At 71.1% G+C, this 19,558-nt stretch carries 17 protein-coding genes; 8 read left to right on the top strand and 9 right to left on the bottom strand.

Going from position 1 to position 19,558, the window contains the following annotated elements; translation table 11 throughout:
* Window positions 1-266 precede the first annotated feature (266 nt).
* Together ACF1AK_RS21665 and ACF1AK_RS21660 are read left to right on the top strand one after the other, a co-directional pair.
* A complete protein-coding gene (locus ACF1AK_RS21665; protein ID WP_350562734.1) occupies window positions 267-677 on the top strand; it encodes an anti-sigma regulatory factor in 411 nt (136 codons plus the stop codon).
* A gap of 163 nt (window positions 678-840) precedes the next feature.
* Window positions 841-1,905 (top strand): RNA polymerase sigma factor SigF, encoded by a 1,065-nt coding sequence (locus tag ACF1AK_RS21660; RefSeq protein ID WP_391500447.1) that lies wholly within the window; start codon window positions 841-843, stop codon window positions 1,903-1,905.
* A 37-nt stretch (window positions 1,906-1,942) separates the two neighbouring features.
* Here the strand turns inward: ACF1AK_RS21660 and ACF1AK_RS21655 are convergent, their stop codons facing one another.
* On the bottom strand, window positions 1,943-2,371 hold the full coding sequence (locus ACF1AK_RS21655; RefSeq protein WP_391500446.1) for a hypothetical protein: 429 nt from the start codon (window positions 2,369-2,371) through the stop codon (window positions 1,943-1,945).
* A 50-nt stretch (window positions 2,372-2,421) separates the two neighbouring features.
* On the opposite strand from ACF1AK_RS21655, the gene ACF1AK_RS21650 reads away from it, so the two are divergent.
* Together ACF1AK_RS21650 and ACF1AK_RS21645 are read left to right on the top strand one after the other, a co-directional pair.
* The gene (locus tag ACF1AK_RS21650; protein WP_391500445.1) at window positions 2,422-3,393 is read left to right on the top strand and encodes a diacylglycerol/lipid kinase family protein; all 972 of its coding nucleotides are present in this window, start codon (window positions 2,422-2,424) and stop codon (window positions 3,391-3,393) included.
* A 372-nt stretch (window positions 3,394-3,765) separates the two neighbouring features.
* A complete protein-coding gene (locus ACF1AK_RS21645) occupies window positions 3,766-4,017 on the top strand; it encodes a WhiB family transcriptional regulator (protein ID WP_014138019.1) in 252 nt (83 codons plus the stop codon).
* A 373-nt stretch (window positions 4,018-4,390) separates the two neighbouring features.
* Here the strand turns inward: ACF1AK_RS21645 and ACF1AK_RS21640 are convergent, their stop codons facing one another.
* The 7 genes from ACF1AK_RS21640 to ACF1AK_RS21610 all read right to left on the bottom strand — a co-directional run bounded on the left by ACF1AK_RS21640 (window position 4,391) and on the right by ACF1AK_RS21610 (window position 14,182).
* Window positions 4,391-5,911 carry a sensor histidine kinase gene (locus ACF1AK_RS21640; RefSeq protein WP_391500444.1) on the bottom strand — a complete coding sequence of 507 codons (1,521 nt, stop codon included), beginning with the start codon at window positions 5,909-5,911 and terminating at the stop codon, window positions 4,391-4,393.
* A 427-nt stretch (window positions 5,912-6,338) separates the two neighbouring features.
* The gene (locus tag ACF1AK_RS21635; RefSeq protein ID WP_391500443.1) at window positions 6,339-7,391 is read right to left on the bottom strand and encodes an SIS domain-containing protein; all 1,053 of its coding nucleotides are present in this window, start codon (window positions 7,389-7,391) and stop codon (window positions 6,339-6,341) included.
* A 239-nt stretch (window positions 7,392-7,630) separates the two neighbouring features.
* Window positions 7,631-8,926 carry an extracellular solute-binding protein gene (locus ACF1AK_RS21630; protein ID WP_391500591.1) on the bottom strand — a complete coding sequence of 432 codons (1,296 nt, stop codon included), beginning with the start codon at window positions 8,924-8,926 and terminating at the stop codon, window positions 7,631-7,633.
* 460 nt (window positions 8,927-9,386) lie between these two features.
* Window positions 9,387-10,940 (bottom strand): glycoside hydrolase family 3 protein, encoded by a 1,554-nt coding sequence (locus ACF1AK_RS21625; RefSeq protein ID WP_391500442.1) that lies wholly within the window; start codon window positions 10,938-10,940, stop codon window positions 9,387-9,389.
* Between the two features lie 6 nt (window positions 10,941-10,946).
* On the bottom strand, window positions 10,947-11,780 hold the full coding sequence (locus ACF1AK_RS21620) for a carbohydrate ABC transporter permease (RefSeq protein ID WP_391500441.1): 834 nt from the start codon (window positions 11,778-11,780) through the stop codon (window positions 10,947-10,949).
* A complete protein-coding gene (locus tag ACF1AK_RS21615) occupies window positions 11,777-12,802 on the bottom strand; it encodes a carbohydrate ABC transporter permease (RefSeq protein WP_391500440.1) in 1,026 nt (341 codons plus the stop codon). The genes ACF1AK_RS21620 and ACF1AK_RS21615 overlap by 4 nt, the downstream gene beginning before the upstream one ends.
* 90 nt (window positions 12,803-12,892) lie before the next feature.
* Window positions 12,893-14,182 carry an extracellular solute-binding protein gene (locus tag ACF1AK_RS21610; RefSeq protein WP_391500439.1) on the bottom strand — a complete coding sequence of 430 codons (1,290 nt, stop codon included), beginning with the start codon at window positions 14,180-14,182 and terminating at the stop codon, window positions 12,893-12,895.
* Between the two features lie 336 nt (window positions 14,183-14,518).
* Between ACF1AK_RS21610 and ACF1AK_RS21605 the strand changes: the two genes are divergently transcribed.
* The 4 genes from ACF1AK_RS21605 (at window position 14,519) to ACF1AK_RS21590 (ending at window position 18,493) form a co-directional block, all read left to right on the top strand.
* Complete coding sequence (locus ACF1AK_RS21605) at window positions 14,519-15,310, top strand: GntR family transcriptional regulator (RefSeq protein ID WP_391500438.1); 792 nt, start codon at window positions 14,519-14,521, stop codon at window positions 15,308-15,310.
* Window positions 15,311-15,597: 287 nt separating this feature from the next.
* Window positions 15,598-15,882 (top strand): DUF3311 domain-containing protein, encoded by a 285-nt coding sequence (locus tag ACF1AK_RS21600; RefSeq protein WP_391500437.1) that lies wholly within the window; start codon window positions 15,598-15,600, stop codon window positions 15,880-15,882.
* A complete protein-coding gene (gene mctP, locus ACF1AK_RS21595) occupies window positions 15,879-17,492 on the top strand; it encodes a monocarboxylate uptake permease MctP (RefSeq protein ID WP_391500436.1) in 1,614 nt (537 codons plus the stop codon). The genes ACF1AK_RS21600 and mctP overlap by 4 nt, the downstream gene beginning before the upstream one ends.
* A gap of 167 nt (window positions 17,493-17,659) precedes the next feature.
* Window positions 17,660-18,493 carry a histidine phosphatase family protein gene (locus tag ACF1AK_RS21590; RefSeq protein WP_391500435.1) on the top strand — a complete coding sequence of 278 codons (834 nt, stop codon included), beginning with the start codon at window positions 17,660-17,662 and terminating at the stop codon, window positions 18,491-18,493.
* Window positions 18,494-18,555: 62 nt separating this feature from the next.
* On the opposite strand, the gene ACF1AK_RS21585 is transcribed toward ACF1AK_RS21590, so the two are convergent.
* Window positions 18,556-19,527, bottom strand: coding sequence for a helix-turn-helix domain-containing protein (locus tag ACF1AK_RS21585; RefSeq protein WP_391500434.1), 972 nt, complete (start codon window positions 19,525-19,527; stop codon window positions 18,556-18,558).
* Between the last annotated feature and the right edge of the window lie 31 nt (window positions 19,528-19,558).

The raw sequence follows: 19,558 nt of genomic DNA, 5'->3' as shown, positions 1-19,558 counted from the left end.
GACGGCGCGCGTCGCAGGCGTGTGCAGGCCCGGTGCAGACCACTGCCACCCTGCGTCGCGATGCCTTACCATGAGTGACTCCCGCACCGGGGCAGGAACGCGGTAACGTCTCGGGCGGACGGCGGCGTCCGGCCACCCCCCGAAGGGTATGACCGGTACGTACCGCACCACCCCTCTGGACAGTTGGGGCGAAGCAGTTGAGCCAAGCAACAGACAGTGCCGCGGCCACCGGCCCGGAAGCACAGCGCGTCACCCAGGAGGTGAGGGTGTCCCAGATCGACGGCGAGCCCGGAGTGCAGGACTTCGTGGAGGTCCGGCTGCCCGCGGCCGGGGCCTACCTCTCGGTCCTGCGGACGGCCACGGCGGGCCTCGCGGCCCGGCTGGACTTCACGCTGGACGAGATCGAGGACCTGCGCATCGCGGTCGACGAGGCCTGCGCCATCCTCCTCCAGCAGGCCGTGCCCGGCTCGGTCCTCTCCTGCGAGTTCCGGCTGGTCGGGGACTCCCTGAAGGTGATCGTCTCGGCACCCACCACCGACGGCCGGGCGCCCGAACGGGACACCTTCGCCTGGACGGTGCTCTCCGCGCTCGCGGGCGAGGTCGAGTCGGCGGTCGCCGAGGACAGGACCGTGTCGATCAGCCTGCACAAGAAGCGCGGCGGCTCCGCCGCCCACTAGGCCGCCGCGGCAGCGCGGCAGCAGCACCGAACAAGGGCCGTCCGCCCGGCACCACCGGGCCGGACGGACGGCTCCCGGTACCGCCACCACCCGGCGGTACGACCAACGAGACGAACCGGGGCCGGCGGTCCCGGTGCTCCCGGAACGGAACGGGGGAATGGCCGTGAGTGATCTGGACCGTACCGGCCTCGCGACGGCGGGCCCTGCCGTACCGACCCAGGCGAGCGTTCCCGGCCTCGCCGCCAACGACGAAGCGCACCCGAAGGACGCCCACCGGATGAGCCAGCCGACCGAGCCGACGCCCCAGTCGTCGTCGCCCGATCAGTCGCCCCCGCCCGTGCCGTCGGCCGCGGACCTCCCGGACGCCGGCCACCCGGACGACGGACCGGACGCCGAGGGCGCCGGGGAGGCCGCCGAGGCGGCGGAGGCGCTGCGCGCGGCGGTGCCCGCCCAGGGCCCGCAGCGTTCCGGCGCACCCGACCGCGAGGCGGCCCGGGCCCTGTTCGTGCGGCTCTCGGCGCTGCCCGAGGGCTCCCCGGAGCGCGTCGAACTGCGCAACCAGCTGGTGCGGATGCACATCCCGCTGGTCGAGCACCTGGCCCGGCGGTTCCGCAACCGCGGCGAGCCGCTGGACGACCTGACCCAGGTCGCCACCATCGGGCTGATCAAGTCGGTGGACCGGTTCGACCACGAGCGCGGGGTCGAGTTCTCCACCTACGCGACGCCGACCATCGTCGGCGAGATCAAGCGGCACTTCCGGGACAAGGGCTGGGCGGTCCGGGTGCCGCGCCGGCTCCAGGAGCTGCGGCTGTCACTGACCACCGCGACCAGCGAGCTCTCCCAGCGGCACGGCCGCTCCCCCACGGTGCACGAGCTGGCCGAACACCTGGGCATCTCCGAGGAGGACGTCCTGGAGGGCCTGGAGTCCGCCAACGCGTACTCCACGCTGTCCCTGGACGTGCCGGACAGCGACGACGAGTCGCCGGCCGTCGCGGACACCCTGGGTGCCACCGACGAGGCGCTGGAGGGCGTCGAGTACCGCGAGTCGCTCAAGCCGCTGCTGGCCCAACTGCCGCCGCGCGAGCAGAAGATCCTGGTGCTGCGGTTCTTCCGGAACATGACGCAGTCCCAGATCGCCGCCGAGGTGGGCATCTCGCAGATGCACGTCTCCCGGCTGCTCGCCCGGACGCTGGCGCAGCTGCGGGAGAAGCTCCTCGTGGAGGAGTAGAACGCGCCCGGTGGTGGAAGGCGGCGGCCCTCCGCGCTCAGCCCTCGTGCGGAGCGTAGAGGGCCGCCGTCGCCTTCGGGCTGAGCAGCGCGCCGATGCCGACCAGGCCGAGCAGGCCGATGCCCGTGCCGACCGCGACCATCGCCCCGCCGCTCTGCCACATGTAGTACGCCACCGGCAGGCAGATCGAGTTGGTCAGCACGGCCGGGCTGCGGCCCCAGCGGCGCAGCCTCAGCAGCGCCCTGGCGGCCAGCACCGGCGCCACGCCGAGCAGCACGATCACCAGGCCGCCGAACTCGTTGAGGGCGAGCTGCTTGGACTCGCCGGACAGCGCGGAAACCATGTCCCAGACGCCGACGACGACCAGCGCGGCGCCCTCCACGGCGGTGATGGCGGCGCCCAGGGTGAGGGCGGAGGGCCGGCCGGCGCCGGGCGCGGGTACGGGTGCGGAGGATTCTGCGGTCACTCCAGCAGGGTAGCGGCCGGTTGGTCCGTACCGCCCCGTAGGCTGGGCCCATGCGCGCTCTCCTGGTCGTCAACCCGAAAGCGACCACCACCAGCGGTCGGACCAGGGACGTCCTGATCCACGCCCTGCGCAGTGACCTCAAGCTGGAGGTGGCGCAGACCGAGTACCGCGGCCACGCCCGCGATCTGGCCCGGGAGGCGGCGGAGGACGGCGCGGTCGACCTGGTGGTCGCGCTCGGCGGCGACGGCACCGTCAACGAGGTGGTCAACGGGCTGCTCTCGCACGGTCCGGGCGAGCGGGTGCCGCGGCTGGCGGTGGTCCCCGGCGGTTCGACCAATGTGTTCGCCCGCGCGCTGGGCCTGCCCAACGACCCGGTGGAGGCCACCGGCGTGCTGCTGGACGCGCTGGAGCACCGGCGCGAGCGCGGGATCGGGCTGGGCAAGGCGATGACCGAGGGGCTGCCGGACCGCTGGTTCACCTTCACCGCCGGCCTGGGCTTCGACGCCGGGGTGGTCGGCCGGGTCGAGGAGCAGCGCCGGGCGGGGCGCAAGTCCACCCACGCGCTCTACGTCACCCAGGCGCTCCGCCACTTCGTCACCCAACGTGAGCAGCGCAGATCAGGCCCGGTCTCGCTGGCGCTCGCGGGCCGCGAGCCGGTGCCGGGCCTGGTGCTGGCGATAGTCAGCAACACCTCGCCGTGGACGTTCCTGGGCAACCGCCCCGTCTACCCCTCGCCGCGTGCCTCCTTCGACTCCGATCTCGACGTCTTCGGCATCACCCGGATGACGGCGTTCGGCACGGCTCGAACGGTCCGTCAGATCCTGCGGTCGCACGGTCCTTCGAGCCCCGACGACGCACCGTCCGGCCCTTCCGGGAAGCATGTCGTCTCCTATCACGACGTCCGTCACTTCACCTTGGTTTCGGAGGAACCGGTCCCGTTCCAGGTCGACGGGGACCACCTTGGATCCAGGAGTCGCGTCAGTTTCACAGGCGTACGGCGGGCACTGCGTGTGATTGTGTGACTAGAAGGGCCCTTCTCCCTTCTTCTCGAACGCACAAGCCCCCTTCACTCCATAGAAGTACCGGCTGTGAGCTAGGCGACACCGAAGAATCCAAAATTCCTTCCTGAAGGGGGTTGTATCCGGGCCCGAGGTTTGCGAACCTCTACATGGCGATCGGGACACATCGCAGCGACGGCAACCCTCGAAACCTGGGGGGCCGACCGCGGGGTGTCCCTCGAATCGCCGAATCCCTCCCCAGCACAGACCTCCCGGGCCCGGTGGGCCTTTGGTCTCTTTTGCTGTTGCGGGATTCGTGAAAGCGTTCACATTCACAAGGACCACCATCGATGTGCCGACCGGGCAACCCCCGCCGGCAGGAGGAGTTGGACGACCATGGACTGGCGCCACCGCGCTGTCTGCCGCGAAGAGGACCCGGAGCTGTTCTTCCCGATCGGGAACACCGGTCCCGCTCTGCTGCAGATCGAGGAAGCCAAGGCCGTGTGCCGCCGCTGTCCGGTCATGGAGCAGTGCCTCCAGTGGGCTCTGGAGACCGGCCAGGACGCCGGCGTCTGGGGCGGTATGAGCGAGGACGAGCGCCGCGCCATGAAGCGCCGTGCCGCCCGCAACCGCGCCCGCACCGCCTGATTACACGCCGTAGTACCAGCAGTAACCGCAGCACCGATCAACACATGATCACAGGCTTCCCCTGCACCTCCTGGTGAAGCCTTCCGCACCAAGGGCCTTGCTCGACGAGGCCCCGCGACACCGGCCCGCTCAGCCACTTGATACTGTTCACTTAGAGCAATATTGTGGAGCTGTGGCGCTCACCGTGTGCAACGCACCGGCAGGTGTCGCACCACCCAGAGCCCCCGTTCCGGCCGACTCCCCCCGACGGCCGGAACGGGTTGAGAGGCCCTGTCGACCCACCCCCCCCGGTCGACAGGGCCTCGTTTCTGTTTCCCGGCCGGGGCGCCCGGGGCGACCGGCGCGCAGCCCGGACGCGCGCCCCCGGCGCACCTCAGCGCACCGGGATCTCCAGGACCACCTTGGTGCCGCCGTTCGGGCCGGCCACCATGTCGAAGGTGCCGCCCAGCTCCCCGGTGGCCAGCGTCCGGACGATCTGCAGCCCGAGGTTGCCCGCCTGCTGCGGGTCGAAGCCCTCCGGCATGCCCCTGCCGTCGTCCTGCACCGTGATCAGCAGGTACTCCTCCGGGCGGGCCCCGCCGTTCCAGCTGTCCGACCAGCCCATGCCGGTGGCCGGCGCCCGTCCGCGGAGCGCGCTGACCTCCAGGTTGCCGGAGGCGCTCGGGCCGAACGCGTGTTCGAGGGCGTTCTGCAGCACCTCGGTCAGCACCATCGCGAGCGGGGTGGCCACCTCCGCGGAGAGGATGCCGAAGCTGCCGCTGCGACGGGTCGCCACCCGGCCGTCCTGGGACAGCTCCATCACCATCGCCAGCACCCGGTCGGCGATCTCGTCGAAGGCCACCTGCTCGTCCAGCGCCTGGGAGAGCGTCTCGTGCACGATCGCGATCGAGCCGACCCGGCGCACCGCCTCGTCGAGCGCGGCCCGGCCGGACTCCGACTCCATCCGGCGGGACTGCAGGCGCAGCAGCGCGGCGACGGTCTGCAGGTTGTTCTTCACCCGGTGGTGGATCTCCCGGATGGTGGCGTCCTTGGTCATCAGCTCCCGGTCGCGCCGGCGCAGCTCGGTGACGTCCCGGCAGAGCACCAGGGAACCGGTCAGGGTGCCCTTGGGCTTGAGCGGGATGGCCCGCAGGGTCACCACGCCGCCCTGGGCCTCGACCTCGGTCTGCCGGGGGGCCCAGCCGCTCGCCAGCTTCACCAGGGCCTCGTGCACGGCGGCCCGGGAGGGCGGGGCGAGGTCGGCGGTGGTGCGGCCGAGGTGGCTGCCGACCAGGTCGGTGGTGAGGCCGAGCCGGTGGTAGGCGGAGAGCGCGTTGGGGCTGGCGTAGGTGACGATGCCGTCGGCGTCGAGGCGGATCAGGCCGTCGCCGACGCGCGGCGCCGCGTCCATGTCGGCCTGCTCGACGCCGGGGAAGGGGAAGGCGCCGGCCGCGATCATCTGGGCGAGGTCGGAGGCGCTCTGCAGGTAGGTGAGCTCCAGCCGGCTGGGGGTGCGCACGGTCAGCAGGTTGGTGTTGCGGGCGATCACGCCGAGCACCTTGCCCTCGCGCCGCACCGGGATGGACTCCACCCGGACCGGCACCTCCTCGCGCCACTCCGGGTCGCCCTCGCGCACGATCCGCCCCTCGTCGAAGGCGGCGTCCAGCAGCGGGCGCCGGCCGCGCGGGACGAGGTGGCCGACCATGTCGTCCTGGTAGGACGTGGGGCCGGTGTTGGGGCGCATCTGGGCCACCGAGACGTACCGGATGCCGTCCCAGGTGGGGATCCAGAGCACGAGGTCGGCGAAGGACAGGTCGGAGAGCAGCTGCCACTCCGAGACCAGCATGTGCAGCCACTCCACATCGGCACCGGTCAGGGTGGTGTGGCGGCGGACGAGTTCGTTCAGCGAGGGCACAGGGCGAGCGTAGCTCCAGGGGGGCGCGGACGGCCCGCGCGCACCCCCGCCGGCGTGCGCCACGCACCACTCCCCCAGGTTGTCCAGACCAATTTCCGGCAAGGCCTGGACAACCCAGATTGGTCTAGTCCACAATGGAAGGGCACCAAGGAGAGGCGACCGCGCAACTGCCCTGACCGCGCGATGCCGCTCCTCGGTCGGACGCCGCCGAACGAGGACCCCGCACAGTTCTCGATCGTCACCGGCGCCCGACGACAGCTCCGGGCCGCGGAGCCGCATGGGTTGAGGGTCCCGTGTCGGCACCGTGGCCCGTAGTGCTTCCCGGACTCCCCCGCCCCCGCCGCGGGCACCCCGGAACGCAGGAACGCCGGAGCCCCCGTCCACACGCTGTGGACGGGGGCTCCGGCGTGACGGGCCGGGCGGCGCGTCAGTGGGTCTCGGTGACCTTGGCGAGCGCGCGCGGGGCGTCCGGGTCCTGGCCGCGGGCGATGGTGACCTCGTAGGCCAGCAGCTGCAGCGGCAGGATCTCCAGGATCGGCTGCACCTCCTCGGGCACACCGGCCGGCAGCGCGAAGCCCGCCGAGGCGGCCTCGACCTGCGCCTGCTGGCCGACCACGACCAGGTCGGCGCCGCGGCCGCGCAGACGGTCCAGGACGGGCTGCAGCGCCTCGCCGCCCTTGCCGTCCGGGACGATCGCGATGACCGGGGAGACGTTGTCGACCATGGCCAGCGGGCCGTGCAGCAGGTCGGCGCCGGAGAACGGGGAGGCCGGGATGTAGGTGGTCTCCATCAGCTTGAGCGCCGCCTCGCGGGCGGTCGGGTAGCCGTAGCCGCGCGAGGTGATGACCAGGCGCTGGGCGAAGCGGTAGCGCTCGGCCAGGGCCTTGACCTCGTCCTGGCGGGCCAGGATGCCGGCCGCCAGCTCGGGCAGGGCCTTGGCGGCCGCGCCGTCGCCGCCGCGCAGGCCCTCGATCAGCAGGTAGAGGGCGAGCAGCTCGGCGGTGTAGGTCTTGGTGGCGGGCAGCGCCTTCTCCGGGCCGGCCAGCACGTCGATGTGGAACTCGGAGACCTCGGCCAGCGGCGAACCGGCGTTGTTGGTGACCGCCAGGGTGATGGCACCGGCCTCGCGGGCCGCCTTGGTGGAGGCGACGAGGTCCGGCGAGCCGCCCGACTGGCTGACGGTGATCACCAGCACGTCGGTCAGGTCCGGCTTGGCGCCGTAGGCGGTGGTGGTGGACATCGAGGTCAGGCCGGCCGGCTTGCCCAGCAGGATCTCGATCAGGTACTTCGCGTACAGCGCCGCGTTGTCCGAGGTGCCGCGCGCGGTCAGGAGGACGAACCGCGGCTTGCGGGCGGCGATCCGGGACGCGATCTCGAAGATCCTGGGGGCGCCCTCGTCGAGGATGCGCTGCAGGACGGCCGGCTGCTCGGCCATCTCCGCCGCCATGATCCGGCCAGGGACGGTCTGCGTGTCGGACATCGTGGGTGGGCCTCCGATGAGATGGTTCCACCCCGACCGGGCGGGAATGCCCGGCGGGGACCTCTACGGCGGCGAGTCCGCACACTCGCTGCGGTGAATGCTGCGGCAATCCTACGGTGGCCGCCCGCCCGGGGCACATCCGAGGAGGCGGTCACGGCAGGTCCGGCGGCCGCCGGCGCGCGCGGAGCCCCTCCCGGCGGTGCGGGGAGGGGCTCCGGCGTCCCGGCGCGGCCGGCGGCTCAGCCGGCCTTGTTGATCAGCTGGTCGATGGCGGCGTCGGCCTCCTTGGTGGCCTGGTCCACCGACTTGCCGCGCAGGATGGCGGTCAGCATGTCGGGCAGGATCTTCTGCTTCTCCACCAGGCCCCAGCCGGGGGCCAGCGGGGTGAACCAGGCGTCCGGCACCGCGTTGGCCGCGGCGGCGGTGGCCGGCTTGCTCTTCAGCGGGGCCAGCTGGGTGAGGTTGTTCGGCAGGATGTCCTTGTCGGCCAGCGCCTGCTCGGACTTGGCACTGGTGAACATCCGGACCCAGTCGGTGGCCAGGGCCGCCGTGGGCGACTTCGCGGTGACGGCGAGGGCCGAGCCGCCGATGAAGGTCGGCAGCGGCTTGCCGCCCGGGCCGGGCATGGTGGCGATCTTCACCGAGTCCTTGAGGCTCGGGTCGCCGGTGACCGGCGCGGCCACGCTGGCCGCCTCGTAGCCGTTGCCGTAGAAGGCCGCCGCGTGACCGCGGGCCATCGCCTCGTACTGGTTCTGCTCGTTGACCGCCTGGTCGCCCTTGTTGTACTTGCGCACCAGGTCGACGAAGTGGGTGATGCCCTGCTGGGACTTGGGGTCGCTCAGGGTGCCGTGCCAGGTGCCGCCGCTGTCGAAGCGGGCGATGGCGCCGCCGTACGCGGAGACGTAGCTCATCGCGGCGTACCAGTACGGGCCGGGCAGGTACATCGGGGAGAACGTCCGGTCGGCCTTGTTCTTGTCCGCGATCTTGTCGAGCGCCGCACGCAGCTCGTCCTCGGTCCTCGGGAACTCGGCGTTGCCGGTGGCCTGCTGGAAGGCCGCGGAGTTGTAGATGGCGACCCGGGCGCCGGCGTAGTAGGGCACGCACCAGAGCTTGTCCTGGTAGGTGCAGGTGTTGGCGAGCGCCGTGATCCAGGTGTCGGAGTTGTCGAAGGTGGTGCGCTCCACCGGTGCCAGCGCGCCGGACAGCACGTACTTCATGGTCTCGGTGTTGCCGAGTTCCACCACGTCCGGGGCGTTGCCGTCGGTGATGGCCTGGTCGAGCTTGGCCACCTTGTCGGCCCAGCCCTGGTAGGCCAGCTTCAGGGTGACGTTCGGGTACTTGGCGGCGAAGTCGTCGTTGACCCGCTGGACGAGGTCGGGCCAGCTCTTCTGGGCGTCGTCCATCAGCCAGACCGTGACGGTACCGGTCGCGGCCTTCGGGTCCGCCGAGGCGGCCTTGGCGTCGCCCGACGCCGAGCCGCCCGAGGAACACGCCGTCAGTCCGGCGGCCAGCGCCATGATGCCGACCGTCGCCATGAACCGACGCTTTCTCACGCCATCCTCCGAGGGTGTTTTAGTGCTTGTGCCCGCCGGCGGCGCGCCGGCGCCCGACGGGACGGTGTCCGGGGAGGGGCGGCGAAGAGCTTCGGGGTGGGCCAATACCACATCCGGCGAAATTGAAATTCGAACCGGATGAAGTGGAGCCTGGCCTAGACCACAGTTGGTGTCAACGCCAAATGGCCAGGCAGCCAAGGCCGTTGCAGACCTGTTGTACCGCGTGGCGATCAGTCGCGCGACGGTCACCCTAGGTAGAACTTAAGACTCCCTTAAGGCCGATTTGAGGGAACACCGTCAGATCGCGAAGTCGCAGGTCACCCGGCATGCTCCGGCCGGAGAACGCGGCGGAGAACGCAGCGGGCCCGCCATGCGACATGCGCATGACGGGCCCGCTGGGACGGACGCCTCGCGGCACCCGGTGTGACGGTCCGACGGGGACTCAGCCGATCGCCCCCGACTGTCCGGTGAGCACCTCGACGGCGGCCAGCCCGCAGACCCGGGCGGCGCCGTGGGTGGCGATGTACAGCGCGCCGGACGGCTCGGACTGCGGCAGGCCCATCTCGACCACCGCGGCGTCCGGGCGGGCCGCCACCAGGCGGGCCAGCGCGGCCGACATCCACGCGTGGCGGTGGGCGTCGCGGACCACCAGCACCAGGCGGCGGCCGTCGGCCTCGGCCAGCACCTCGGAGACCACCGCGTCCAGCACCGCGGCCTCGGCGGCCTCCGAGCCGACCTCGCGGGTCCGGGTGCCCGGGAAGCGGTCGGCCAGCATGCCGGCCACGCCCCACGGGGTGACGTCGCCGACGGCGATGTTGGGCTCCGAGGAGAACGAGGCCACGTACGGGCGCTCGGTCACCGGCAGCACCTCCCGGCCCGGCGCGCGGACCACCCGCAGCGCCCGGCGGGCCGCCCGCAGGCCGACCGCGAGGTCCGCCTCCGGCCGCTCGCCCTGCGCCGCGATCCGGGCCCAGCTGCCGAGCGCGCGCACCCGGGCGGCCGCGTCGGCGAGCCGCTCCTCCGGGAGCCGGCCGGACTGCACGCCCGCCACGATGGCGTCACGCAGCATCAGCACGGTGTCCTCGTCGGCCAGTCCGCCGCCCACGCAGATCGCGTCCGCGCCGGCCGCCAGGGCCAGCACGGTGCCCTCGCCCATGCCGAAGGTGTCGGCGATGGCGCCCATCTCGATCGCGTCGCTGACGATCAGGCCCTGGTAGCCCAGGCCGCCGTCCTCGGGGGCGGCGCGCAGCAGGTCGCGCAGCACGGCCGGGCTGAGCGTGGCGGGCAGCTTGGGGTCGAGCGACGGGACCATGATGTGGGCCGTCATCACGGCCTTGGTGCCGGCGGCGATCGCGGCCTGGAACGGGATCAGGTCGCGCGAGCGCAGCACGTCCAGGTCGACGTCGATGACCGGCAGGCCGTGGTGCGAGTCGACGGCGGTGTCGCCGTGGCCGGGGAAGTGCTTGGAGCAGGCCGCGACACCGGCCGACTGCAGGCCCTCCACCCAGGCGGCGGTGTGCCGGGCGCACAGCTCCGGGTCGGCGCCGAAGGAGCGCACGCCGATGACCGGGTTGCGCGGGTTGGAGTTGACGTCCGCGGTCGGCGCCCAGTTGTAGTTGACGCCGGCGGCGGCCAGCGCGCGGCCCAGCTCGCGGGCCACGTCGCGGGTCAGCGCCGGGTCGTCGATGGCGCCGAGGGCGAGGTTGCCCGGCCAGGACGAGCCGGAGCCCGCCTCCAGCCGGGTGACGTCGCCGGACTCCTCGTCGATGGCGATCAGCAGGTCGGGGTTCTCGGCCCGCAGCGCCGCGGTGAGCGCGGCGAGCTGGGCGAGGTCGGCCACGTTGCGGTCGAACAGCGCGACCGAGCCCAGGCCGGCCGCCAGGTGGCGGCGCAGCCACTCCGGCGGCTCGGTGCCGACGAAGCCGGGCTGCAGGACGGTCAGCGCGTCGCGGTGCAGCTGGTCCGAGGCCGGGAGGGTGGGAACGAGGATGCTCACGGGGGATCAGCCCTTCACGGCGCCGTCGGTGAGACCACCGACCGCCTTGCGCTGCAGGAAGACGAACAGGATCAGCACCGGGATGGCGAACATCGTGGACGCGGCCATGGTGGCACCCCAGTCGTTGCCGAAGGCGGTCTTGAAGGAGGACAGCCACAGCGGGAGGGTCTGCCCGTGTCCCTCCTCCTTGTTGAGGATCAGGACGAGCGGGAACTCGTTCCACGCGGTGATGAAGCCGAACAGCGAGGTCGACATCAGGCCGGGGGCCAGCAGCGGGAAGATCACCTTCACGAAGGCCTGGGTGCGGGTGCAGCCGTCCACCATGGCCGACTCCTCCAGCTCCTTGGGCACCGCGGCGATGAAGCTGCGCAGCGTCCAGATCGTGAAGGGCAGGACCATCATCATGTAGAAGAGGGTCAGCGGCACCAGGCTGTTCAGCATGTCGTTGTCGCGCGAGATGATGTAGACCGCGATGGTCATCACCTCCCAGGGCGCCATCTGCGCGGCCATCACGACCAGGACGAAGCCCTTGCGGCCGCGGAACTTCATCCGGGCGATGGCGAAGGAGGCGAGGGTCGCGATCACCAGCGAGGCCAGGACGGCGCCGACGGTGACGACGAAGCTGTTGGTGACGTACGTCCAGAAGTGCTTGGCGTTGATCGCGGTGACGTAGTGGTCCATCGTCCCCTTGAAGGGGATGAAGACCGGCGTCTTGCTGATGATGTCGCCGTCCTTCTTGAAGGACGTCGCGACCATCCAGTAGACGGGGAAGATGAAGAAGACGAACAGGACGCCCGCGAGCACGTTCGGCCAGGTACGTCCGATGAGTGAGCGCCTCACAGCTCGTCCTCCTGCTTGAGCATGATGCGGAAGTAGTACGCCATGAGCGCGCCCAGCATCAGGATGGTAAGCACGGCGATCGCGGAGCCGATGCCGTAATGCTGGCCCGAGGACCCCTCCAGGTAGGCGTGCACGGGCAGGTTCCGGGTCAGGTTCTCGGGACCGCCGCCGTTGATCGCGTAGACCTGGGTGAAGGCCTTGAAGACCCAGATGACCTCAAGGAAGCTCGTGGCCAGGAAGAAGGGCTTCAGGCTGGGGAAGACCACCGAGCCGAAGATCTTGAAGGCGCCGGCGCCGTCCATCCGGGCGGCCTCGTACAGCTCCTTCGGGATGGTGGTGAGACCCGCGTACATGTTGAACGCGACGAAGGGGATCGACTGCCAGACGATCAGCAGGATGATCACGAAGAAGGTCGAGTACTGGTTGCTCATCCAGTTGTACTCGGCCATCGCGTGCCAGCCGAGCTTGTCGAGGAACCAGTTGACCACGCCCCACTGCTGGTCGAACAGCCAGGTGTAGACGGTGGTCGCGGCGACCACCGGCATCGCCCAGGCCATCAGCAGGCCGACCGAGAGCACCAGGCGCATCTTCTTGCCGAGGCGGTTGAGCAGCAGGCCGACCAGGGTGCCGCCGACCATGATCAGCACGACGTTCACCAGGGTGAAGACGACCGTGCGACCGGTGACCGACCAGAAGTCCGGGTCGGTCAGCTGCTCCTTGTAGTTGTCGAAGCCGTTCCACTCGGTCACATGCGTGATGAGCTGGCGCTTGTTGAGGTTCTGGAACGACAGCAGGACCGTCTTCACGAGCGGCCAGCCCAGCAGGGCGAGCGTCGCCACGGTGGCCGGCAGCAGCAGCAGGTAGGGGGCCGCCTTCGCGCCGAAGCTCCGGCCGTCCGCCGGTCTGGCCCTCTTGGGGGTGCCCTTGGCGCCGCCGCCCGCGGCGCTCGTCTCGATACTGGCCACAGCAGCCTTCCCTGAATCCGGAGACTGTGTGTGCACCCGCCCGGAATGCACAGCCATCGTTCTCACTTCCTCATAACCCGACCACGACGGACAGGCGCCGCCCACCGGCCCCCCGCCGGGGGCCGGTGAGCGACGCCGCTCGATTGCTTACTGCTTCTGGTTGAGCCGCTTCGCGATCTCGTCGTCGTACTTCTTCGCGGTGGCCGCGTAGTCGCCACCCTGCAGGGCGGCGGTCAGGAACTCCTTGATCGGGTTCGGCTTGTCCTCGACGCTGGCCCAGTTCGGGGTGTTCGGGGTGATCGCGCCCTCCTTCGAGGCAGGCACGGCGGCCTTCGCGAAGTCACCGGTGACCTGGCCGGCCAGCGACTCCTTGTTCGGGATGTTGCCGGCGGCCGCGACCAGACCCTCGTTCTTGTCGTTGAGGGCGACCTTCAGGAAGTCCTTGGCCATGTCGGTGTTCTTGCTGTTCTGGGCGATCGCCAGGTTCGAGCCACCGAGGAACACACCGGAGGGCTTGTCAGCGGTCTTGCCCGGCAGCGGGAAGAAGCCGATCTTGCTCGCCGACAGCTCCTCCTCCTTCGGGAGCTCCCAGCCGAGGCCGATCATGGTGCCGACGTCACCCTTGGCGAAGACGTCCTTCTGCTGCGGGGTGGCCTCGTCCTTGTCCTTCGGGGCCTTCGAGTAGCTCTGCAGCTTCTGGTAGGTCTCGAAGGCCTTCTTCGCCTCGGGCGAGGACAGGCCGCCGACCCACTTGTCGCCGTCCTTCTTGGCGATCTTGCCACCCTCGCTGGTGAGCAGACCGAAGTAGACGTACCACTCCTGGCCCGGCATGTAGATCGCGTCGCTGACGCCGGGGGTGGCCTTCAGCTTCTCCAGGTCGGTGTAGAACTCGTCGAGGGTCTTCGGCGCCTCGGTCAGGCCGGCGGCCTTCCACAGGTCCTTGTTGTAGGCGACCACGCGGTTGGAGACCCACCACGGGGCGGCGTACTGCTTGCCGTCGAGGATGGCGGCCTCGTTCTGGTTCTTGGCCCAGTCGCTGCCGCCCAGGTACGCCTTGTCCTTGGTGATGTCGAGCAGGCCGCCCGAGGCCGCGTAGCCCGCGGTCTGGGTGTTACCGACCTCGACGACGTCGACCGAACCCTCGGAGAGCGCCGCGGTGATCTTCTGGCCGATGCCGTCCCACTGCTGCTCCTGGAACTCAAGCTTCGAGCCGGGGAAGGTGGTCTCGAACTCGGTCTTGACCGAGTCGGTCCAGCCCTTCGGGGCCGAGCCGCTCATGAGCCACACCTTGAGCGTCTTGCCGTTGTAGTCCTTCTTGCCCGAGGCGGCGGTCGACGTGCCCGAGTCGCCGCCCTCCTTCTTGGCGTCCGAGCCACAGGCCGCGAGACCAACAACCATGGCCGCGACGCCGACCGCCGCGATGAGCTGACGCTTCACGCCATCCTCCTGAGGGATGCCTGGTTACCCCCGTCGGGTGGCAGCGGCATACCCACGCGAAGTGGGAGGAATGGTGCCGCGGACTCCAGCGAACGGGTGGGGGGATTCATAGTGACCGGCCTAGTGGTGTAGACCAGATGCCTGGAGCTTGGCCTAGACCAATGGGCCTGTCAACGGCTGTTCGACCGATCCGGACCACCCGTTATCAAGCCGACACCGCACATCGTTCATCGCGTGATGAGGTATTCGTTCCGTAGCCATACATGCAACGATGTGAGCCGTTAATCATGTGGTGGGGCTTCGCGAGAGCTCTGCGAGAAGCGGGAGACAGGTCCGATGAGCAGCGACGGGGGCAGCACGGCCCAGGTCAACGACCCCCAGGTGAAGAATCCCGTCACCCAGGGCGGCGTGGACCCGACCGCCCGGGTGCCGAAGTACTACGGCCTGAAGCGCCACCTGCTGCAGCTTACCGAGACCCAGCCCGCCGGCACCCCGGTTCCTCCCGAACGGGCACTCGCGGCGCAGTTCGACACCTCCCGCACCACCGTCCGGCAGGCCCTGCAGGAGCTGGTCGTCGAGGGCCGGCTGGAGCGCATCCAGGGCAAGGGGACCTTCGTCGCCAAGCCCAAGGTGGCCCAGGCCCTCCAGCTCACCTCCTACACCGAGGACATGCGCGCCCAGGGCCTGGAGCCCGCCTCCCGGCTGATCGAGATCGGCTACATCTCCGCCGACGAGCGGCTGGCCCCGCTGCTGGACATCAAGCCCGGCGGCCGGGTGCTGCGGATCGAGCGCCTGCGGCTGGCCAACGGCGACCCGATGGCGATCGAGGTGGCCCACCTGTCCGCCAAGCGCTTCCCCGCCCTGCGCCGCAACCTGGCCAAGCACAACTCGCTCTACGCCGCCCTGCGCGAGGTCTACGGGGTGACCGTGGCCGAGGCCGAGGAGACCATCGAGACCACCCTCGCCAACCCCCGCGAGGCCGGGCTGCTCGGCTCCGACCTCGGGCTGCCGATGCTCCAGCTCTCCCGGCACTCCTTCGACCCGGACGGTGACCCGGTCGAGTGGGTGCGCTCCATCTACCGCGGCGACCGCTACAAGTTCATCACCCGCCTCAAGCGGCCGGAGTAGCCCGGCGCGGACACGCTTCAGGGCCCCGGCGCGCGAGGAGCGCGCGCCGGGGCCCGTTGCACGCTCCGGGCGCGCGGAGGATGCGGATGGCGGGAAGTTGCCCCGGATCCAGTGACACGGATCACGCGATGCTCTAGATTCCGCAACCGTACTGACTGCCGATCACCAGTGGTGCTGCTCGGCGGACCCACGGGGGCGCGCGGCGTCCCGGGGGTTGCGGCGCCGGCGAGGTGAACCCTCCGAAGCGGAGCCGAACCATGTCGTCAGACCTCACCGACCGACCTGTCATGCCCGAGCCAGAAGAGCCCGGGCCCCCCGGCCTCCCGGCGGTCACCCCCGAGCGGGTGCTGGCCGCGCTCGCCCTGCTGGTGCCGATCGTCGCGATGCTCTGGGTGGGCTCGTACGACAAGCCCGACCCCGAAGCGGGCGGTGTCCCCTTCTTCTACTGGTACCAACTGCTCTGGGTCCCGGTCTCGGCCGTCTTCACGGTCAGCGCCTACCTGCTGATCGGCCGGGACGAGAAGGCCCGCCGGGCCGCCCGCGCGGCGCGGAAGGCGGGTGGCGCCCGGTGAACGGCGTGAACGTGCCCGCGCTGGTGGTGTTCGTCCTCTTCTTCCTGCTGGTCACCGTGATGGGTTTCCTGGCCTCCCGGTGGCGGCGCGCCGACAACGCGCTCCACCTGGACGAGTGGGGCCTCGGCGGCCGCAGCTTCGGGACCTGGATCACCTGGTTCCTGCTCGGCGGCGACCTCTACACCGCCTACACCTTCATCGCCGTCCCCGCCGCCGTCTACGCGACCGGCGCCGCGGGCTTCTTCGCCGTCCCCTACACGATCGTCGCCTACCCGCTGGTCTTCCTCTTCCTCCCCCGGCTCTGGTCGGTCTCCCGGGTGCACGGCTACGTCACCCCGGCCGACTTCGTGCGCGGGCGCTACGGCTCCCGGCCGCTGTCGCTGGTGATCGCACTGACCGGCATCCTCGCCACCATGCCGTACATCGCGCTCCAGCTGGTCGGCATCCAGGCGGTGCTGGACGTGCTCGGCGTCGGCGGGGGCGCGAGCTCCCACTGGTTCGTCAAGGACCTGCCGCTGTTCATCGCCTTCGGCGTGCTCGCCGCGTACACCTACTCCTCGGGGCTGCGCGCGCCGGCGCTGATCGCCTTCGTCAAGGACACCCTCGTCTACGTGGTGATCATCGTCGCGGTGATCTACATCCCGATCCGGCTCGGCGGCTACGGCCACATCTTCGACGCGGTCGGCGAGCGGTTCAGCGCCCCCAAGTCGGGCGGCTCGCTCACCCTGCCGGAGAACAAGCAGTGGACGTACGCGACGCTGGCGCTCGGCTCCGCGATGGCGCTCTTCCTGTACCCGCACTCGGTGACCGGCGTGCTCGCCTCCAGGTCCCGCAACACCGTGCGCCGGAACATGGCGATCATGCCCGCGTACTCGCTGATGCTGGGGCTGCTGGCGCTGCTCGGCTTCATGGCGATCGCGGCCGGGACCGGCAAGGGCGACAAGGGCTTCAACACCCAGCTCTCGGTGCCGCAGCTGTTCGAGGACATGTTCCCCGACTGGTTCACCGGGGTCGCCTTCGCGGCCATCGGCATCGGCGCGCTCGTCCCGGCGGCGATCATGTCCATCGCGGCGGCGAACCTGTTCACCCGCAACGTCTACAAGGAGTTCCTGAGGCCCGCCGCCACCCCGGCCGACGAGACCCGGATCGCCAAGCTGGTCTCGCTGCTGGTCAAGGTCGGCGCGCTGGTCTTCGTGCTCGGCATGGACAAGCAGGCGGCGATCAACCTCCAGCTGCTCGGCGGCCTGTGGATCCTGCAGACCTTCGTCTCGATCGTCGGCGGCCTGTTCACCCGCTGGTTCCACCACTGGGCGCTGCTCGCCGGCTGGGCGGCCGGCATGGTCTACGGCACCTGGGAGGCCTACGGCATCGCCAGCCCCAAGACCAAGCACTTCGGCGGCAACGCCGCCGAGATCCCCGGCATCGGCGAGACCGGCTACATCGGGCTCACCGCCTTCGTCCTCAACCTGCTGGTCTCGGTGGCGCTCACGCTGGTGCTGCGCGCCGTCAAGGTGCCGGACGGGCCGGACGAGACCCGCCCGGGTGACTACAGCGCCGAGGGTGGCGGGGAGGAGCCGGAGAACGCGCCGGAGCCCGTGGCGGCGCACTGATACGCCCTGCGCGCCCTGTGGTCGCGCCGTCTCCTCCGTCAACACTGGAGGGGGCGGCGCGATCATATGTATGAACAGCCGGGTGCATGGGGCACCACACTCAGGGCACCAACCAGACCGGACCGGCAACCGGCCGGCAACTGATCGACCCACGGGGAGCGGCGGCAATGGCAGATCTCGGCACCACCCTCAACGGCCAGCACCACACCGACGGACGGCACCGGTCGGCCGCCCCGCACCGGAGCGCGGGCACCGTCACGGTCACCGCGGCCACCGCGGCCACCGCGGCCACCGGGCTGCCCCCCGTCCCCTCCGTCCTGATCGCCACCCGCCACGGCGAGTCCACCGCCAACGTCGAGTTCCAGCTCGCCGAGGCGGCCGGCGCGCTCAGCGTGCCGATCAGCAGCCGGGACGCGGACATCCCGCTCTCCCTGCACGGCCAGCAGCAGGCGCACGCGCTCGGCCGCTGGTGGGCGGCCCTGCCCGGCGCCGACCGGCCGCGCAGCGTCTGGTGCTCGCCCTACGTGCGCACCGCCGAGACCGCCCGGATCGCGCTCGCCCAGGCCGCCGGGCTCGGTGCCGTCCCGGTCTCGCTCGCCGTCCGCTACGACGAGCGGCTGCGCGACCGCGAGCTCGGCGTCCTGGAGATGCTGCCGAAGGCCGCCATCGAGACCGACCACCCCGGGGAGGCCGCCCGGCGGCGGAAGATGGGCGAGCTGTACTACCGGCCGCCCGGCGGCGAGTCCTGGGCCGACGTGGCGCTGCGGGTGCGCAGCGTGCTGCGCGACATCTGCGCGGAGGAGGCCGGGCGGCCGGTCCTGGTGGTCGCGCACGACTGCACGGTGCTCATGCTCCGCTACGTGCTGGACCGGCTCACCGAGGAGCAGCTGACCGCCCTGGAGCCGGTGCGCAACTGTTCGGCGAGCGTCTGGCGGGCCGAGGGCGGCCGGCTGCGGCCGGACCGCTGGAACCAGACCGGCCACCTGGAGGACGCGGGCTGAGCCCCCGGGCGCCCTGGCGGGAGCCGGAGCGGATGCCCGGGGCCGGGGCCGGGGCGGGCCTGCTAGACCCGGTCGGCGACCGCCGCGGCGGGCTCGGCGAAGCAGCGGCGGTAGGCCAGCGGGGTGGTGCCCAGCCGGCGGCCGAAGTGGTGGCGCAGGGTGGCCGCGTTGCCGAAGCCGCAGCGGGCGGCGATGGCGTCCACCGGCTCGGTGGTCGACTCCAGCAGCCGCTGGGCGAGCAGCAGCCGCTGCCCGATCAGCCAGCGGTGCGGGGTGGTGCCGGTCTCCTGCTGGAAGCGCCGGGCGAAGGTGCGCGGCGACATGTGGACCCGGGCGGCCAGCTGCTCGACGGTCGACTCCTCGTCCAGGTGGTGGCGCATCCAGTCGAGCAGCGGGGCCAGCGACTCGCCGTCGCCCTCCGGCAGCGGCCGGTGCACGAACTGGGCCTGCCCGCCCTCCCGGTGCGGCGCCACCACCATCCGGCGGGCGATCCCCCGGGCCACCTCGGCGCCCTGCAGCTTGCGCACCAGGTGCAGACAGGCGTCGATGCCGGCCGCCGTCCCGGCGGAGGTGATCACCGGGTCGTCGTCCACGTAGAGGACGTCCGGTTCGACGGTGGTCCTCGGATGGCGGGCAGCCAGTTCGGCGGTGTACCGCCAGTGCGTGGTGGCCCGGCGGCCCTCCAGCAGCCCGGCGGCGCCGAGCGCGAAGGCACCGCTGCAGATCGACAGCGCCCGGGCGCCGCCCTCGACGGCCGCCCGCAGCGCGTCCAGCAGCGGCGCCGGGTACGCGCCGCGCAGCGAGCTGGCGGTGACCACCACCAGGTCGGCGGCGGCGAGGCGTTCGGGCCCGTGCGGGACGTCGATGGTGAAGCCGGCGTGGGTGCGGTGCGGGCCCGGGCGGGCACCGGCGATCGCGAAGTCGTAGGCGGGAAGCCCGTCGTCGCTGCGGTCCAGCCCGAACACCTCGCAGGCGACGCCGAGTTCGAAGGGGTGGACCTCCTCCATGACGACGGCCACGACATTCTTCAGCATGCCGCCAGGGTAACCCGCCACTGGCAGTTTT

Source organism: Kitasatospora sp. NPDC015120 (assembly GCF_043080305.1).
Taxonomy (GTDB): Bacteria; Actinomycetota; Actinomycetes; order Streptomycetales; family Streptomycetaceae; genus Kitasatospora.
Note: the sequence above shows the minus strand (reverse complement) of the source record. Positions and strands in the feature narration are given on the sequence as shown.

Bases quoted from the DNA above. Each gene is read 5' to 3' on its own strand.
- ACF1AK_RS21650 (WP_391500445.1), top strand. From the start codon at position 2,422: ATGCGCGCTCTCCTGGTCGTCAACCCGAAAGCGACCACCACCAGCGGT.
- ACF1AK_RS21645 (WP_014138019.1), top strand. From the start codon at position 3,766: ATGGACTGGCGCCACCGCGCTGTCTGCCGCGAAGAGGACCCGGAGCTG.
- ACF1AK_RS21635 (WP_391500443.1), bottom strand. From the start codon at position 7,391: ATGTCCGACACGCAGACCGTCCCTGGCCGGATCATGGCGGCGGAGATG.
- ACF1AK_RS21630 (WP_391500591.1), bottom strand. From the start codon at position 8,926: ATGGCGACGGTCGGCATCATGGCGCTGGCCGCCGGACTGACGGCGTGT.
- ACF1AK_RS21615 (WP_391500440.1), bottom strand. From the start codon at position 12,802: ATGGCTGTGCATTCCGGGCGGGTGCACACACAGTCTCCGGATTCAGGG.
- ACF1AK_RS21605 (WP_391500438.1), top strand. From the start codon at position 14,519: ATGAGCAGCGACGGGGGCAGCACGGCCCAGGTCAACGACCCCCAGGTG.
- ACF1AK_RS21600 (WP_391500437.1), top strand. From the start codon at position 15,598: ATGCCCGAGCCAGAAGAGCCCGGGCCCCCCGGCCTCCCGGCGGTCACC.
- ACF1AK_RS21590 (WP_391500435.1), top strand. From the start codon at position 17,660: ATGGCAGATCTCGGCACCACCCTCAACGGCCAGCACCACACCGACGGA.
- ACF1AK_RS21585 (WP_391500434.1), bottom strand. From the start codon at position 19,527: ATGCTGAAGAATGTCGTGGCCGTCGTCATGGAGGAGGTCCACCCCTTC.